Consider the following 16351-nt stretch of genomic DNA (forward strand, 5'->3'; position numbering starts at 1 on the left):
CCCACGGGACTCGGATCGATGAGCGTGCCGGATCGGTAAGCCTGGCTTAACGAACGTTGCGATCTTCGTTGTTGTTCCGCCGTGAGCCCTGATCGAGGGTGGTTGAGCCGCCAACCACCCCTCGATACAGCAGGGAATCGACATGCGTGAGAAGAGATCCGGGACCGATGCCGGCCTGGCAGAACGCCGTACCGACCGACCGGACGCGCTGACAGGGCGCGACTTGGGTGTCCTGCTCGTCCTGTGCGGGGCGATCTTCCTCGAAGGTATCGACGTGGCGATGCTCAACGTCGCGCTGCCGTCCATCCGCGCCGATCTCGGTCTGTCCACCGGGTCCCTCCAGTGGGTCATGAGCGCGTACGTCCTCGGCTACGGCGGTTTCATGCTGCTCGGCGGCCGGGCGGCGGACCTCTTCGGGCGCCGCCGGATGTTCACGTTCTGGCTGCTGGTCTTCCTGCTCTTCTCGGGGCTCGGCGGCTTCGCCACGGACGGCTGGATGCTGATCGTCGCGCGCTTCGTCACCGGGGTCGCCGCCGCCTTCATGACCCCGGCGGGCCTGTCCATCATCACCGCCGGATTCGAGGAGGGGCCGCGGCGCAACAAGGCGCTGCTCTTCTACTCCGGCACGGCCGCGGGCGGGTTCTCGATCGGTCTCGTCGCGGGCGGGCTGCTCACCTCCGTCGGGTGGCGCTGGGTCTTCTTCGTGCCCGTCCTGCTGGCCGCGCTGATCCTGCCCGCCGCACTCGCCTTCGTACCGAAGTCGGCGCGTCCGGACCGTACCGGGCAGAGTTTCGACGTGCTGGGCGGCGTCACCGTCACCGCCGCGATCGTGCTGCTGGTGCTGGGAGTGGAACGTGCCTCGCACTCGGGCGCCGGCGCCACGATCGGCACGCTCGCCGCGGGGCTGGCACTGCTCGCCGCGTTCGTCGCCGTCGAACGGCGCGCGGCGGAGCCCCTCGTACGGCTCGGCATCTTCCGCAACGGCCCGCTCGTACGCGCCAACCTGGCCGGGCTGCTCTTCGCGGCGGGCTTCTTCGGATTCCAGTTCCTGGTGGTCCTCTACCTCCAGGAACTGCGCGGCTGGTCGACGCTCGAAACGAGCTTCGCGATGCTGGTCATCGGCATCGACGCGGTGCTCTCACCGCTCCTCACCCCCAAACTGGTCGACCGCTTCGGCAACGCCAAGGTGATCTTCGGCGGCCTCTTGCTCGCCGCCGTCGCGTATGCCCTGTTCCTGCCGGTCGGCGCGGACTGGACGTATCCGGCGATGTTCCCGAGCCTGATCGTCCTCGGTCTCGCCTTCTCCCTCGCGTACGGTCCGCTCACCATCGTCGCGACGGAGGGCGTGAAGGAAGAGGAACAGGGCCTGGCGGGCGGGCTGCTCTACACGTTCTTCCAATTCGGCGCGGCACTGGGCCTGTCGGCGGTCACCGCCGTCAATGTCGCGGCCACGGATGGGACTTCGGCCACGTCGATGCTGGACGGCTACCGGTCGGCGCTGTGGGTACCGGTGGGAACGGCACTGGTCGCGGTACTGATCGGGGCACTCGGGCTGCGCCGGGTCCAAGGAAGCCCGGCGCCGGCCGAGGCGCGGGGTGGCGCGGGCGAGGGACGCGAGGAGGTTCCCGCGCCGCGCTGAGCGGGCCGAGCTCTTCCCGGCGCGCCGCGGGTGGGGCGGCTACTGCCGGGCGCGATCCTGCTTCGGGCCGTGGGTGACGCGGATCTTCGACTGGCCGTGGGGGAGGTCCTCCCAGTCGGTCATGAAGCGGGCCGTCAGGCCGTGCCGCTCGGCCAGGGCTGTCAGGGTCTCGGTGCGGTAGTAGAAGTCCTCCCGCAGCACCTGGTGTTCCTCGCCCTCGGTGCGGTCGAAGGTGAAGTCGAACCAGCCGCCCGGCGCCAGTATCCGGCCCACATGGGCCAGGCACTCGTCGATCACCGGGAGCGGTGAGTGCGAGAAGACGCTGTGGGCGTGGACCACGTCGAAGTGCGCGTCCGGGAGGAAGCTCAGCTTCAGGTCGCGGACCGGGGTGAGGGTCGGGAGGCGGTCCTGGAGGCCGTGGCGTACCAGGGTGTCCTGGGCGGCGGCGAGTATGTCGGGAGAGATGTCGATGCCGTAGTAGTGCCCCGGCTCCAGGTGGCCGATGAACCGCCAGCCCGCGCGGAGGTTGCCGCAGCCGATCTCCAGCATCCGGTGTCCGGGGCGCAGCCCGTGGCCGATGAGGTAGTCGAACTGCATCGATCCGAGGGCCAGCCACCGTTCGTGGCTGCGGCTGCCGACGGCGGCGTTCGGGTCGGCGCGGGTGTCGGAGCGCATCACCGCGCGGTAGTACGAGATGTGGTCCGGCCAGCGGTGGCGCAGCCAGGTGTCGCGGGCGGCGCGGGCCAGGTAGCGCGGCGCGCGGTCGGGGTGGCGCAGCGCGTAGGCGACGCGGTGGGCGAGGGCGGCGCGGTTGACGGTGAGGTTCTTGGCGGGCATGGGGCGGGTCCTCCGTGTGGCGGGGCGTTGTGGCGGCGGGGCGTTGTGAGTTCAGCCTCGGGGCCGGTCGGGGCGCGGTGGTACGGCGAACCGGCCGCGGTTCGCGAGTCGTACGGGGGACGGGCGTGTCAACCGATCGGCTGATGCGGGAAGGTGGCGGGCACGTTAGGACTGGGATGAGCGGGGCGCGCTCACCGCCGCGACGGAGAGGTGGACGTGACGACAACGACGGCAGATCCCGACCGCAGGTGGCTCTCCGCCGTCATGGACGCCGCGTTCGTCCTGCTCGTCGGCGCCTCGCTCGCGCGTTATCTGATCCGGCACGAGGGCGAGAGGCACACCCACTGGGTGGTGGGGCTGTTCGTGGTGTTCGGGCTGCTCTATCTGCTCGGCCGGTTCCTGGCGCCCGCACCACGCTCCGGTACGCGTCCCGATGCCCGCTATCTCGCCTGGGTGGGCGCCGTGCTCGCGGTCTGGGTCGTGCTGCTCGCGCTCGCGCCGAGCGCCGCGTGGTGCGCGATGCCGCTCTTCTTCACCGGCCTGCACACCCTCTCGACGCGAACGGCGGTGTCGCTCGCCGCCGTACTGACCCTGCTGGTCGTGGCATCCAAAATGCGTTTCGCACAGGGCCAGTTCGACCCGAACGCGCTGCTCGCCCCGCCGGCCGTCGCCGCGGTCGGGACCGCCGTACTGATCCATCTCAAACGTCAGGCCGCCCGCCAGCGCGCCCTGATCGACGACCTTCTCCGTACGCGCCGGGACCTCGCCGCCACCGAGCGCCGGGCGGGGATCCTCGCGGAGCGGCAGCGGCTGTCGACGGAGATCCACGACACCCTCGCGCAGGGCCTGTCCAGCCAGCAGATGCTGCTCCAGGCCGCCGAACGCGTCTGGCACGCGGACCCGGATTCGGCGCGCGGACACATGCGGGACGCGGCCGAGATCGCGTCCAGGAGCCTCGCCGAGGCGCGCAGGTTCGTGCACGACCTGGCCCCGGCCGACCTCGCCGAGCGCACACTCGCCCCGGCGCTCGCCGCGCTCGCCGACCGCGAGAGCGGAGAGGACCTGACGGTGGTCTTCCACCTCGACGGCGACCCGGGCCCGTTGCCGGAACGGGTCGAGGCGGCGCTGCTGCGCATCGCGCAGGGCGCGCTGGCCAACGTACGCGAGCACGCCGGGGCGACCCGGGCCGCGCTGACGCTGACCTGCCTGGACGACCAGATCTCGCTGGACGTCGCGGACGACGGCGGCGGGTTCGTCGTCGGCGCCCCGCCGGGCCGCGCGGGGCGCGGGCACGGGCTGCCGGCGATGCGCGCGCGGGCACGGCAGTTGGGCGGCACGCTCACCGTGGAGTCGGAGCCGGGCGAGGGCACGGTTGTCTCGGCGGCGGTGCCACTGGAGCCGGTACGCGTGCCGGTATCCGTACCCGTATCCGATGAGGCGGTGTCATGAGTCCCGTACGGCTGCTGCTCTGCGACGACCACGCGGTGGTACGGGCCGGCCTGCGCGCGCTGTTGTCCAGCACCGACGGCATCGAGGTGGTCGCCGAGGCGGGCAGCGGCGAGGAGGCACTGGCGATGGCGGCGCGCGTACGGCCCGACGTCGTCCTGATGGACCTCCAACTCGGCGACGGCATGGACGGCGTGGCGGCCACGAGACACCTGCTCACGGGTGAGGGGTACGGTCCCGCGGCCGGGGGCGGGCCGCGCGTACTGGTGCTGACGATGTTCGACACGGACGCCGACATCACGCGCGCCATCGAGGCGGGCGCGACGGGCTATCTGCTCAAGGCGGAGCAGCCGGAGGAACTCTTCGCCGCCATCCGCGACGCGGCCTCCGGCCACACGGCGCTCTCGCCCCCGATCGCCGACCGCGTCCTGGCCCAACTGCGCAGCCCGCGGCCCACCTTGTCCGTACGGGAGCTGGAGATACTCCGCCAACTGGCGCGCGGCCTGGGCAACCGCGACATCGCCCGCGCGCTGTTCATCAGCGAGGCGACGGTGAAGACCCATCTGGGCCGTATCTACGGCAAGTTGGGGGTCGATACGCGGGCGGGGGCGGTGGCACTGGCGAAGGAACAGCGATTGCTTCCCTGAAACTGTCCGGCAGCTCGAAGAACATCTCGATGGCGAGCCGCGGATCCCCTGTTCTGCCGCGCACTGCTACGCCGTCACCTACGTTGGACCGTCATGACGGTCTACGGCGATGACGCGACGGCAAGCAACATCCTGACCAACACCGGAGACATCTGGGCAGTGGTCGGCCTGTCCAGCAACCCCGAACGGGCCGCCTACCGCGTGGCCGACAAACTGCGCCGCATCGGCAAGAAGGTGGTGCCGGTGCACCCCAAGGCCGAAGCGGTGGAAGGCGAACAGGGCTACGCCTCCCTGGCGGACATCCCCTTCCCGGTGGATGTGGTGAACGTATTCGTCAACTCCGACCTGGCCGGGGCCATCGCGGACCAGGCGGTGACGCTCGGCGCGAAGGCGGTCTGGTTCCAACTGGAGGTCATAGACGAGCCCGCGTACGCCCGCACACGGGCGGCGGGCCTCCAGATGGTGATGAACCGCTCGGCGGGACGGGAGATCACCCGCCTGGGCCTGCTCTGACAGACCGGACCAGCCCTCACCAAGGAAACGCGCACCCTCCAGCCCCCTGACCAACAAGCCCCGGTCCGGGCACCCCACGGGGTGCCCGGCCCACAACCTCGGCCAGACTGCCGGGTTCCGGCGGCGCGAACTCCTCGCAGGGGGACCAGGGGTGGAGCCGTGACGCGCAGGAGGTTCGGCGGTACCTCTGCGTCGGGACTGTCGATGAGCTGGCCCGATGCGCCCGTGCGACCCCGGTGGCGACCTTTCTGACGTTTGGTCATAAGGCGACCGTCGAGCATATGACGTCACCTCTGGAACGCATATGCGCAGGATGTGATCGCTTATGGCCGATAGGGGAAACGTACGAGCGGAGAGACGGTACCTATCGGTGCGAAAAGTGCAACGAAGACGCGGAGTTGGATCACCTCATACCTGAGCGGCGACTACAGAGCGACACCGCTCTGACGCGGCCTCTTGGAGATTCCGGCGAAGTCGGCCGTGGCGGAAGTACGGCTGCCTGAAGGAATGGTCCAAACGGCAAGTCACCCCCAGGGCCTGCGCGCGCCCCTGAAACCGCTGGACTGCTGGTCAGGGTACCTGTCAGGCTCCGCCTCGTGGAGATTCTCGATGTCCTGGCCAATACGGCGAAGACGGGCGGACTGGGCCCGGTTTTCCGCGGAGCCGATTGGAGCGAGGTGACCGCAGCTCTCGGCGAGCCGTGGGACATCGGAACGATGAGCCGGAACAGCAAGTGGCCGAGGCTCTTCGCCTACGGAGACCTTGAGCTGTGTGTCTGCCGCTGCCGGAAGGTATCGCTCATCTCCGTCCAGACCTGGCGTGACGTCGTCGAACTCCCCACGTCGATTGTCGGCGGGACGGGCACCTTTCCGGCAGGGCTCAAGCACGCTGACGTCGTTTCCGCCCTGAACAAGGCCGGGTGTTCCTGGGAGCCCTATCTGCCGATGACCTTCGGCAACCAGTGCTCGCTCGTGGCCGTCGGGACCAGAGCGAACTTCACCTTCGGGATTCCTGAGGGCGAGGAACCCGTGTTGCACGGCATGGGACTGCCCGGTGACGGACACGACTGCGCGCGGCCGGCCCGGCTCGGGGGCTTGTAGCGCGGACGAGAGGGATCGGCTTGGCAGGCCCTGCTCTGCATCGCCCGACGCCGGGCCGACGTCCTCTTCGCGATGCTCCGCGACGGAACCTTCCACGAACCGCAGCCCGTTGGGGCCCCTAGGGCGTGTTTGAGAAGTCCCGTCTGGCCCACGACGCCTGGCACGCACGCTCGCCGCGTTGTCGGAGTCATCCAAGTACGTCCGGTCCATCTACGGGGCTGATCCTCCGCCTTGCGATCGCACGCACCAGACGCCGTGGGCCCCGCCCGATGGGCGGACGACGCTACTTCTCAAACACGCCCTAGACCATGGTCAGGAGGTGATCCGTGGGTCCGTAGTCGATCTTCCAGTCGGAGTAGATCCCGCAGAACCCGTCCTTGACGCACCGCAGGCCCACGGTCACCCAACGGACCAAACCGTCATCGCCGAGCGAGAACGCGACCGCCGCCTCGAACTCCTCGCTCCCGCACGGGCAGCCGGCAGCACCGGGCTCGTCGTCCTCCCAGGACTCTTCGTCCCAGAACTCCTCGCTGTCCGCGATGAACGCACGGCTGCCGCAGCCCGAACACTCCCGTTCCGCTCCGGACGCGTTGACCAGCACGAAGAACACACGACCGCCGCACCCCTCACAGACGGAAGGAGCGATCTTCACCGGGTGCCGCCCGTCGACCGCACCCCGCAGGAATACCGCGAGCTCCGCAGGGACACCCTCGCCAACCTGATCATCAGCATGCACGGACACATCGTTCCAGACGCCCCGAACCAACATCCGACCAGAGTTTCCGGGTGCGTCCTAGCCCACCCCCTACCGGGGTATCACTTCCGACTTGGCTCCCCAGCGTGACGCCCCGCTGCCGGCCGGCTTCCTACCTTCCTCTCCGTCACCACCGACGAGACAGAGGGAGACGGACGGATGCGTCGCTTCAGGAAGATCCTCAGCACCGCCGTACTGACCGCGCTGCTGGTCGGCGGTACGGCCGGTGGGGCCTCGGCGAGCAGCGTTTCCGTGCCCGGTGGGCCGCTTCCCGGGACCGCCGCGTGGCTGGCGGACGACTCTCTGGGCAGGCAGCTGCCGGACCCGGGCACGGCCACCCCGTCCGACGTCGCGGCCTTCTTCGGCGGGCTCACCGGTGCTCAGCGGCAGCGGCTCGTCGAGGAGCATCCCACCGTGGTGGGCAACCTCGACGGCGCCCCCGTGGAGCTCAGGTACGAGGCCAACGCCCCCGCCGGCGAGCAGGTTCTCGCGTACGACCCGCGTGGTCGCGGGCTGATCGCGCAGGTCGTGGGGGATCTGGAGAACGCCGCCCACGTCTCGATGATCGTCCCCGGTTCGGACATCGACGTCTCGACGTTCGACCGTACGGCACAGCGGGCCGCCGACCTCCAGGAGGAGGCGGGCGACGACACGGCCGTCATCGCCTGGGCCGGTTACACCACCCCCTCGGGCATCGGCCTCGACCAGGCGACGGGCCGGCTCGCCGAGGCCGGTGCCGAGCGCCTCGGCCGGTTCACCGACGGTCTGGACGCGGCCGGCCTCCCGGACCCCACCCTCTTCTGCCACAGCTACGGCTCCGTGGTCTGCGGCCTCGCCGCCGCAGACACCGACGCGGGCGACATCGTCGTCATGGGGTCGCCCGGCATGCGCGCCGACGACGTCACCGCGCTGGACACCGATGCCCGCGTCTGGGCGGCGAAGTCCCCGGAGGACTGGATCGGCCGCGTCCCCCATGTCGAGTTCCTGGGCCTGGGCCACGGCGCCGACCCCACATCGCCCGACTTCGGCGCGACCGTCCTGCCCGCCGACGACGTCCCGGAGCACGACGCGTACTTCACGCCCGGCACCTCCACCCTGACCGCGTTCGCGGCGATCGCCGAGGGAGACCTGCGATGAGGATGCCTACGAAGTCGACCAAGCTCGCCGCGCTCACCGCCAGGATCGACGAGCGGACACCCGCCCACCGCGACCGCGCCATCGACGGCCTGCGCGCCCTCGCGCTCCTGGCCGTCCCGGCCGGCCACTGGCTGGTCGGCGGCTTCACCCTCGACACCGGCGGCGGACTGCACAACGCCAGCCCGCTGGCCACGTTCGGCGCGCTGGCCCCGGCCAGCTGGATCCTCCAGCTGCTGGGCATCTTCTTCCTGGTCGGCGGCTACTCCTCGTACCTCTCCTACCAGCGCCGCAAGGGCTCCACCCGCCAGTGGATCACCGGCCGGCTCGCCCGTCTGGGGCGTCCCGTTCTCGGTGTCACCGCCGTATGGGCGCTGCTGCTTCCCACCCTCCATTACGGCTTCGGCGTCCCGACCGGCACCCTGCACACCGCGTCGACGCTGGTCGTCCAGCCCCTGTGGTTCGTCGGCGTCTACGCGGTGATCACGGCCCTCACGCCGTACTGCGTGCGCGCCTCGCGGCGTCTGGGCTTCTGGTCCGCCGCCCCGCTGCTCGGCTCGGTCGCGGTGGTCGACTTCCTGCGTTACGGGCCGTACGCGGAGGCGATGCCGTCCTGGGTGAGCCTGCTCAATCTGCTGCCGGGCTGGATGTTCGCGTACCAACTGGGCGTGACCTGGGCGGACAAGCGGCTGGGCCGCCGCGAGGCGTGGCTGCTGCTGGTGGGCGGCACGGCCCTGTTCGCCACCCTGCTGCTCGCCTTCCACTACCCGGCGTCGATGGTGGGCGTGCCCGGTGAGTCCCGTACCAACTCCCACCCGCCGTCCCTGCTGGTCCTGGCGCTCGCCGCCGCCCAGTCCGGCGCGGCGATCCTGCTGCGCGACCGGCTGGCCCGGCTGCTGCGGCGCCCCGCCGTATGGGCCCCGGTGGTGATCATCAACCTGTCGGCGATGACGATCCTGTGCTGGCACCAGACGGCGATGCTCGCCGCTGCGGTCCCCGCCTCGTACTCCGGCGAGATCCCCGGCCTGACCGCCGCGCCGGACACGGCGGGCTGGCTCCTGGCGCGGCTGGCCTGGATGCCGCTCTTCGCGGGGCTGCTCGTGGTGATCGCGAAGTTCGCCCGGCCCCTGGAGACCCCGTGGGACCGCACCGGCATGGCCCGTCGTGCGGCGGCGGGCGTGCTGGCGGCGGGGTTCGGCTACTTCGCGCTGGCGGCGTGAGCGATGGAAGCGACAGAAGTGACCCAAGTGACCCAAGCGATCCAAGTGATCCGCACGTCCGTTCAGACCGAGCATTCACCGAACAACAGGAGTACGACCATGTCCTCGGCCGGCGAAACCGCTCTGCCGCACCCCGAGAGGGCGCACCCCGAGAGTGCCACCGCGAGCCAGCCCCCACCGGACACGGGCAGCGAGTTCACGTCCCTGCTGCGCGACGTCAGGGGACAGGACCTGCTCGCCCGGCGCACCGGCTGGTACGCACGCACCATCGCGGCCAACGCGCTCTGCCTGGCCGCCGTCGCCACCGGCATGGCGCTCATCGGCGGCTCGTGGTGGGTGCTTCTTCTCGCCCCCGTCCTCGCCGTCCTGTGCGCCCGGACGGCGTTCATCGGACACGACGCGGGCCACGCCCAGATCAGCGGCGACCGCGCCACGAACCGCCGTATCGGGCTCATCCACGGCAACCTGCTGCTCGGCATGAGTTACGCCTGGTGGAACGACAAGCACAACCGCCACCACGCCAACCCCAACCACATCGACAAGGACCCGGACGTCGCCGCGGACGTCCTCGTCTTCACCGGCGAGCAGGCCGCCACCCGCACCGGCTTCCGCGCCTGGCTCACCCGCCACCAGGCATGGCTCTTCTTCCCCCTCACCCTCCTCGAAGGCATCGCCCTGAAGGTCTACGGCTTTCAGGACCTGCGCAGTCAGACCGGCCGCGAGCGCCTGGTGGAGGGCGCGCTCCTCGTCGCCCACGTCGCCGGGTACGTCACCCTGCTCCTGACGACCATGCCGCTCGCGCACGCCCTCGTCTTCGCCGCGCTCCATCAGGCCCTGTTCGGGCTCCACCTGGGCATGGCCTTCGCGCCCAACCACAAGGGGATGGACATGCCCGACCCCGACGGCGAGAAGTGGGGACACCTGCGCCGCCAGGTCCTCACGTCGCGCAACATCAGGGGCAGCGTCCTCACGGACTGGTTCCTCGGCGGTCTCAACTACCAGATAGAACACCACCTGTTCCCCAGCATGCCCCGCCCCCACCTGAAGCTCGCGCGACCCATGGTGGAGGCCCACTGCCGCGACCTCGGTATCCCCTACGCGGAGACCGGCCTCGTCGACTCGTACCGGCAGGCGCTGCGGCACATGCACGACGTGGGAGAACCGCTGCGCGCGGAGCCGGTCCTGACGCCGTCCCGCCGCGCATAGGCTGACGCTCATGACCTCAGTGGAGGAGGAACGCCCGCGGAAGGGGAAACGCGCGCGGAAGCGGGGACGCGAGCGGCAGGAGGAACGCGCGCGGCAGGAGGAACGCCCGCGCGTGCTGCTCGCGGGGGCTTCACGCCGGTGGGTACGGCTGCTGCCGTGGGGCGTGGCGTTCCTGCTGTTCGTCGCCCTGCTGCCCACCACCATCCAGGTGCTCACCGCCGACTACGGCCTGAACGGCGGCATCGCGAGCGGGCTGGCCGTCGCGCAGACGGCGCCGCTGCTGCTCGCCATCGTCCGTCCGCTGCGGGCCTGGTACGTGATCTTCGTCGCCGACATGGGCGGGGCGCTCGTCCTGCTCACCGTCGACTTCGAGGAGCGGCTGTTGTGGCCGTTCCCGCCCATGCAGATCGTCGGGTACGTCGGCCTCTGCCTCGCCCTCGGCCTGCGCGAGCCGCTCCGGACGCTGCTGGTGGTGTGGCTGGCGACGGCGGCCGCGGGTGTCGGCCTGGAGTTCGTCACGCCCCACGGCACGGGCGGCAACAGCCCACTGCTCATCATTCTCAGCGGCGTCGCACTCGTGCTCGGCGCGGCACTCCGCGAGCGTTCCGAGGTACAGCGCAGGCTGGTCGAGCAGGAGACGATCAGCGAGGCCGAGCGCGGCCGGCGGACGCTGCTGGAGGAACGCGCCCGCATCGCCCGCGAGTTGCACGACGTGGTGGCGCACCACATGTCCGTCATCACGGTGCAGGCGGACACCGCGGCGTACCGCCTCCAAGGGCTGCCGCCGGACGTGCAGGAGGAGTTCGCGTCCGTCGCGGCGACCGCGCGCCAGTCGCTCGGTGAGATGCGACGGCTCCTCGGCGTACTCCGGAACGAGGAAGCGCACGGCGAACTCGCACCCCAGCCGGGCCTGACGCAGATCGGGCAACTGGCGGAGGCCACGGCGAGGGCGGGCGTGCCGGTGGAGTTCACCCCCTGCGACACCGACGTGCCGGAGGCGGAGGCACTCGCCGCGTACCGCATCGTGCAGGAGGCCCTTGCGAACGTCGTCCGGCATGCGCCGGGTGCTCCGACGCGGGTGTCGGTCTCCGTGTCGGGGATGGGATCGGGGGCGGCGCCGGAGGACGGGGAGCGGCTCACTGTCCTCGTCGTCAACGGGCCGCCGCCCGTGCCGCCCGCCGCGCCGCTGGAGGTGGGCGGCACCGGTCACGGCCTCGTCGGCATGCGCGAGCGCGTGCGGATCCTCGGCGGCACGCTCGACGCGGGGCCGCTGCCGGACGGCGGCTTCCGTGTGATCGCCCAAATTCCCCTGACAGAAAGGGACTTCACGTGACGACGCGCGTCATCATCGTCGACGACCAGGCGATGGTACGAGCCGGCTTCGCCGCGCTGCTGGCCGCCCAGAGCGACATAGACGTGGTGGGCGAGGCCCCCGACGGTGCGCAGGGCGTCGAGCTCAGCCGGCGCACCCATCCCGACGTCGTGCTGATGGACGTCCGCATGCCCGAGATGGACGGCCTGGAGGCGGCGCGCCGGCTCCTCTCGCCCCCGCCGGGCGTGACGCACCGGCCGCGTGTCCTGATGCTCACCACGTTCGATGTCGACGACTACGTGTACGAGGCGCTGCGGGCGGGCGCGAGCGGATTCCTGCTGAAGGACGCGCCGCCGGCGGACCTCATCGCGGCGGTACGTGTCGTGGCCTCGGGCGACGCGCTGCTCGCCCCCTCGGTGACCCGCCGCCTCATCGCGGACTTCGCCCGCCAACGCCCCACGCCCCCGGGCAAGCCCGCGCTGCGGCTGAAGGCCCTGACGGCACGCGAGACGGAGGTGCTCACGCTGGTGGCCCGCGGCCGGTCGAACACGGAGATCGCGGAGACGCTGGTGCTGGCGGAGCAGACGGTGAAAACACACGTGAGCCGCGTCCTCACCAAACTCGACCTGCGCGACCGCGCGCAGGCGGTGGTGTTCGCGTACGAGTCGGGCCTGGTGTCCGCGGGCGAGTAGTCGCACCGACCTGGGCGGCCGGCCGCGCGGCTCTGCGGCGGGTTCCGAGCAGGGGGTGCGCCGTTGCCCCTGTGCCAGGGCGTGTCCGGGGGAGTGGCGTCGTCCCCGCGCGGGGCGGCGCCGCCCGCCCGCTGCGGAGGGGGCGGGCCCTTCTCCAAGCTTTCGCAGGTCTGAGCAGCAGGGGCTTCCCCGTTCCGCCGCAGGACGGGGCCGCGCCCCCCAGGCCCCGCGCGGCCGGCTCCCTGGTGCCCCATCGCAACCCGGCGCCCAGGCCCGGAGGCCGTAAGCCGGAACCCGCTCCCCCGATACACCCCGGGCCCCGTCCCTCCTCCACCCCCTACCGGGGTAGCACCTCCACATTGGCTCCCGGGTATGACGCCCCGCCCGCAGCCCGCCCCGCACTCTGCATTCCGTCAGCACGAGACGCACGAGAAGCACGAGTGGCGCGCGAAAGGGCAGAGCATGAGGCTACGCAAGAGCAAGCGGCAGAAGGCGGACGAGCGGCCGGAGGTGCCGGTCGGGGCGGCCGGGCTCGCCGTTGAACTGCGGGGGGTACGGCGGCAGTACGGTCGTGGTGCCGGCACCGTGCACGCGCTCGCGGGTGTCGACCTCGCCCTGCCGCGCGGCACGTTCACCGCCGTCATGGGCCCCTCCGGGTCCGGCAAGTCCACCTTCCTCCAGTGCGCCGCCGGGCTCGACCGGCCCACCTCGGGGTCGGTGCGGCTCGGTGGCACCGAGATCACCGGTATGAGCGAGAACGAGCTCACCGAGCTCCGCCGCAGCCGCCTCGGTTTCGTCTTCCAGGCGTTCAACCTGCTGCCGTCGCTGACCGTCGAGCAGAACGTACTGCTGCCCATGCGCCTGGCCGGGCAGCGCCAGGACCGCCGCCGGGCCGCCGAGGTGCTCGGGCAGGTCGGGCTCGCCGACAAGGCGCGGCGCCGGCCCGGTGAGCTCTCCGGCGGTCAGCAGCAGCGCGTGGCCGTCGCCCGCGCCCTGGTCACCAGCCCCGACGTGGTGTTCGCGGACGAGCCCACCGGCGCCCTCGACACCGGCACCGCCGCCGAGGTCCTCGGCCTGCTCCGGCAGGCGGTGGACACCCTCGGCGCCACCGTCGTCATGGTCACCCACGACCCGGCCGCCGCCGCCTGGGCCGACGGCGTGCTGTTCCTCGCCGACGGCACCTTCGCCGGCGGCCTGGACCGGGGTACGCCGGAGCAGATCGCGGCGCGGATGGCGATGCTCGCCGCCCGTACCTCCGGCGCCGGCGCGATGGCGGGTGCGGCGGCATGATGCGCCCCAACGGACTCGCCCGCGAGGCCGTCCGCTTCAAGCCCGCGTCCTTCGCGGGGACCTTCCTCGCGCTGCTGATGTCCGCGCTGATTGTCTCGGCCTGCGGAATCCTGCTCGAAACCAGCATGCGCGCGTCCGTGCCTCCGGAGCGGTACGCGCAGGCGCCGGTCGTCGCGGCGGCCGACCAGTACGTGCGCGTGGCCACCGGCAGCGGCGAGGACCGCGAGGAGGAGGCGACCCCGCTGCCGGACACGGCACGCGTGGACGCCGGGCTCGCGGCGAAGGCCACCGAGGCGCCGGGCGTGGCCACCGCCGTCCCGGACTTCACCTTCCCCGTGCGCGCTGCGGCCCAAGGCGCGGGCTCCGGCGACGCCGGGCTGGCCGTTCCGGGCGGTGTGCTCACCGGGCACGGATGGGGCTCGCACGCCTTCACCGGTACGGCGCTGACCTCCGGCTCCGCGCCCCGCGACGGCGAGGTCGTGCTCGACGCGGGTACGGCCCGCGCCGCGAAGGCCGCCGTCGGCGACACCGTCGCGCTGCAGACCGCCGACGGGGAGCGGGACTTCCGCGTCGCGGGCGTCGCCAAGGCCGGACCGGCGGACACCACCCGTAACACCGACACCGACACCGACGCCGCCGGCGCCATCGCCTGGTTCGCCGACGCCCAGGCCCCCACGCTCACGGGCCACCCCGGCAAGGTGGACGCCATCGCCGTACTGGCGAAGCCCGGCACCGACGCCGACACCCTCGCCGACTCTGTGAAGAAGGCCCTGGCCGGCTCAGGCGCCGACGTGCACACCGGCGACGACCGCGGCGCCATCGAGGACCCGGGCCTCGGTTACGCGAAGGAGACGCTCTTCGGAATCGGCGGCTCCTTCGGCGGCATCGCCGCCATCGTCGCGATCTTCACAGCGGCCGGGACCGTGGCCCTGTCCGTGTCCCAGCGCGCCCGCGAGTTCGCGCTGCTGCGCGCCGTCGGCGCCACCCCACGGCAGATCCGCCGCGCGGTCGCCTCCGAGGCGCTGCTCGTCGCGCCGCTCGCCGGGATCGTCGGCTGTCTGCCCGGCATCGGGCTCGCGCACTGGTGGTTCGGGCAGTTGCAGGACCGCGGCGCGATCCCGGAGGCGGTGCGGGTGCACGTCTCCTGGCTCCCCCTCCTCGTCGCCGTCGTCGTCGGGCTGCTCACCGCGCTCGGCGCCGGCTGGATGGCCGGGCGCCGGCCCGCGAAGATCAAGCCGGGCCAGGCGCTCAGCGAGGCGTCGGTGGAGCGGCTGCGGCCAGGCGTGATCCGTACGACGCTGGGCATCGCCGCCCTCGTCGGCGGCGGGTTCCTCACCGGGCTCTCCGCCAGTTCCTCCGGGGACGACGCGGCCGGCGCCGCCCTCGGCGTCGTCATGGCCTTCATGCTCGCCGTCGCGCTGCTCGGCCCGCTGGTGGCGCGGCTGTGCGCGGGTCTCTTCGGCCTCCCGCTGCGCGGCGCGGGCCCGGCCGCCGGGCTCGCGGCCGCCAACTCCCGTACGAACTCCCGCCGTCTGGCCTCCGCGATCACCCCGATCGTGCTCGCCATGGCCTTCGCCTCGACCCTCGTCTTCATGAACACGAGCCAGAACCACGCCGCCGACAAGCAGTTGCGCGCGGGCATCACCGCGGACCACGTGGTCAGGGACCCGGCAGGCCTCCCGGTGGACGCGGTGGCGGACGCCGCCCGCGCGCCGGGGGTTGACGCGGCCGTCGGCCTGCTGAACACGCAGGTGCTGGTGCCGGTCGGCTCGGGCGAGTTCAAGTCGCTCCAGGGCGCTGCGGTCCAGGGTGTGTCCGGCTCCGGCGCCGAACTCGCGAAGGTGCAGGACCTGGACGTACGCGAAGGAAGCCTCCGCCAACTCGGCGAGGGCCATATCGCCATCGACAAGACCCTGGCGGACTCGGCGGACGCCGCCGTCGGCGACCGGCTCCCGCTCTACCTCCCCGACGGCACCAAGGCCCGCCCCGAGATCGTCGCCGTCTACGGCCGCGGCCTCGGCCTGGCCACGGTGACCATGGACCGGGCGTCCCTGGCCGGGCATGTCAGCTCGGGCTTCGACAGCACGCTGCTGGTACGGGGCGGCTCCGAGAAGTCGCTCACCGCGCTGGGCCAGGTCACCGACGCCTCCGGCTATGCCACCGAGCAGAACCTCGACGCGAAGCTGGGCGCCTGGACCAACAACACCATGGCCGCCCTCCTCGGCGGCTTCGCCGCCATCGCCGCCGTCAACACCCTGGTGATGACGGTCCTCGACCGCCGCCGCGAGCTGGGCACGCTGCGCCTCGTCGGCTCCACCAGGCGCCAGGTGCTGACGATGCTCCGCTGGGAGAGCCTGCTGGTCTCCGCGGTGGGCGTGGTCCTCGGCTCGGCGATCGCCGCGGCCACGCTGATCCCGATGATGCGCGGCATGACGGGCGAAGGACCGTACGTGCCCCCGCTGTTGTACGGATCCTTCGCGGCGGCGGGCGGCGGCCTGGCACTGCTCGCGGTCACGCTGCCGGCGCGCGCGGCGCTGCGCCGCTGGTCGTAGCGCAGGCGT

14 protein-coding genes are annotated in these 16351 nt (G+C 71.8%); 12 read left to right on the forward strand and 2 right to left on the reverse strand.

The annotated features are described in order from the left end of the window. Positions 1 to 208: 208 nt before the first annotated feature. Entirely contained in the window at positions 209 to 1639 is a 1431-nt protein-coding gene (locus OIE74_RS19895; protein ID WP_329392356.1) for an MFS transporter, read from the forward strand. Positions 1640 to 1678: 39 nt separating this feature from the next. Here the strand turns inward: OIE74_RS19895 and OIE74_RS19900 are convergent, their stop codons facing one another. Further along, positions 1679 to 2476, reverse strand: coding sequence for a class I SAM-dependent methyltransferase (locus tag OIE74_RS19900; protein ID WP_329385439.1), 798 nt, complete (start codon positions 2474 to 2476; stop codon positions 1679 to 1681). A gap of 264 nt (positions 2477 to 2740) precedes the next feature. Here OIE74_RS19900 and OIE74_RS19905 point away from each other — a divergent pair, with 264 nt between their 5' ends. The 4 genes from OIE74_RS19905 (at position 2741) to OIE74_RS19920 (ending at position 6182) form a co-directional block, all read left to right on the forward strand. After that, positions 2741 to 3925, forward strand: a complete 1185-nt coding sequence (locus tag OIE74_RS19905; RefSeq protein ID WP_329392357.1) for a sensor histidine kinase — start codon at positions 2741 to 2743, stop codon at positions 3923 to 3925. Further along, on the forward strand, positions 3922 to 4569 hold the full coding sequence (locus OIE74_RS19910) for a response regulator transcription factor (protein ID WP_329385442.1): 648 nt from the start codon (positions 3922 to 3924) through the stop codon (positions 4567 to 4569). Before OIE74_RS19905 ends, OIE74_RS19910 begins: the two co-directional genes overlap by 4 nt. 93 nt (positions 4570 to 4662) lie before the next feature. Then, on the forward strand, positions 4663 to 5082 hold the full coding sequence (locus OIE74_RS19915) for a CoA-binding protein (protein WP_329385445.1): 420 nt from the start codon (positions 4663 to 4665) through the stop codon (positions 5080 to 5082). A 596-nt stretch (positions 5083 to 5678) separates the two neighbouring features. Next, entirely contained in the window at positions 5679 to 6182 is a 504-nt protein-coding gene (locus OIE74_RS19920) for a hypothetical protein (RefSeq protein ID WP_329385447.1), read from the forward strand. A 301-nt stretch (positions 6183 to 6483) separates the two neighbouring features. On the opposite strand, the gene OIE74_RS19930 is transcribed toward OIE74_RS19920, so the two are convergent. Next, a complete protein-coding gene (locus OIE74_RS19930; RefSeq protein ID WP_329385450.1) occupies positions 6484 to 6918 on the reverse strand; it encodes a hypothetical protein in 435 nt (144 codons plus the stop codon). 177 nt (positions 6919 to 7095) lie between these two features. Between OIE74_RS19930 and OIE74_RS19935 the strand changes: the two genes are divergently transcribed. The 7 genes from OIE74_RS19935 (at position 7096) to OIE74_RS19965 (ending at position 16342) form a co-directional block, all read left to right on the forward strand. Then, positions 7096 to 8073, forward strand: coding sequence for an alpha/beta hydrolase (locus OIE74_RS19935; protein ID WP_329385452.1), 978 nt, complete (start codon positions 7096 to 7098; stop codon positions 8071 to 8073). 2 nt (positions 8074 to 8075) lie between these two features. Next, entirely contained in the window at positions 8076 to 9290 is a 1215-nt protein-coding gene (locus tag OIE74_RS19940; RefSeq protein WP_329392358.1) for an acyltransferase family protein, read from the forward strand. Between the two features lie 99 nt (positions 9291 to 9389). Further along, positions 9390 to 10496, forward strand: a complete 1107-nt coding sequence (locus OIE74_RS19945; RefSeq protein ID WP_329385455.1) for a fatty acid desaturase family protein — start codon at positions 9390 to 9392, stop codon at positions 10494 to 10496. A 10-nt stretch (positions 10497 to 10506) separates the two neighbouring features. Continuing rightward, a complete protein-coding gene (locus tag OIE74_RS19950; protein ID WP_329385457.1) occupies positions 10507 to 11829 on the forward strand; it encodes a sensor histidine kinase in 1323 nt (440 codons plus the stop codon). Beyond that, entirely contained in the window at positions 11826 to 12500 is a 675-nt protein-coding gene (locus OIE74_RS19955; RefSeq protein WP_329385460.1) for a response regulator transcription factor, read from the forward strand. The genes OIE74_RS19950 and OIE74_RS19955 overlap by 4 nt, the downstream gene beginning before the upstream one ends. Positions 12501 to 12962: 462 nt before the next feature. Continuing rightward, complete coding sequence (locus tag OIE74_RS19960; protein ID WP_329385463.1) at positions 12963 to 13790, forward strand: ABC transporter ATP-binding protein; 828 nt, start codon at positions 12963 to 12965, stop codon at positions 13788 to 13790. Next, complete coding sequence (locus OIE74_RS19965) at positions 13787 to 16342, forward strand: ABC transporter permease (RefSeq protein ID WP_329385466.1); 2556 nt, start codon at positions 13787 to 13789, stop codon at positions 16340 to 16342. The genes OIE74_RS19960 and OIE74_RS19965 overlap by 4 nt, the downstream gene beginning before the upstream one ends. The last annotated feature ends 9 nt before the right edge of the window (positions 16343 to 16351 follow it).

Source organism: Streptomyces sp. NBC_01716, from assembly GCF_036248275.1.
Lineage (GTDB): Bacteria > Actinomycetota > Actinomycetes > Streptomycetales > Streptomycetaceae > Streptomyces.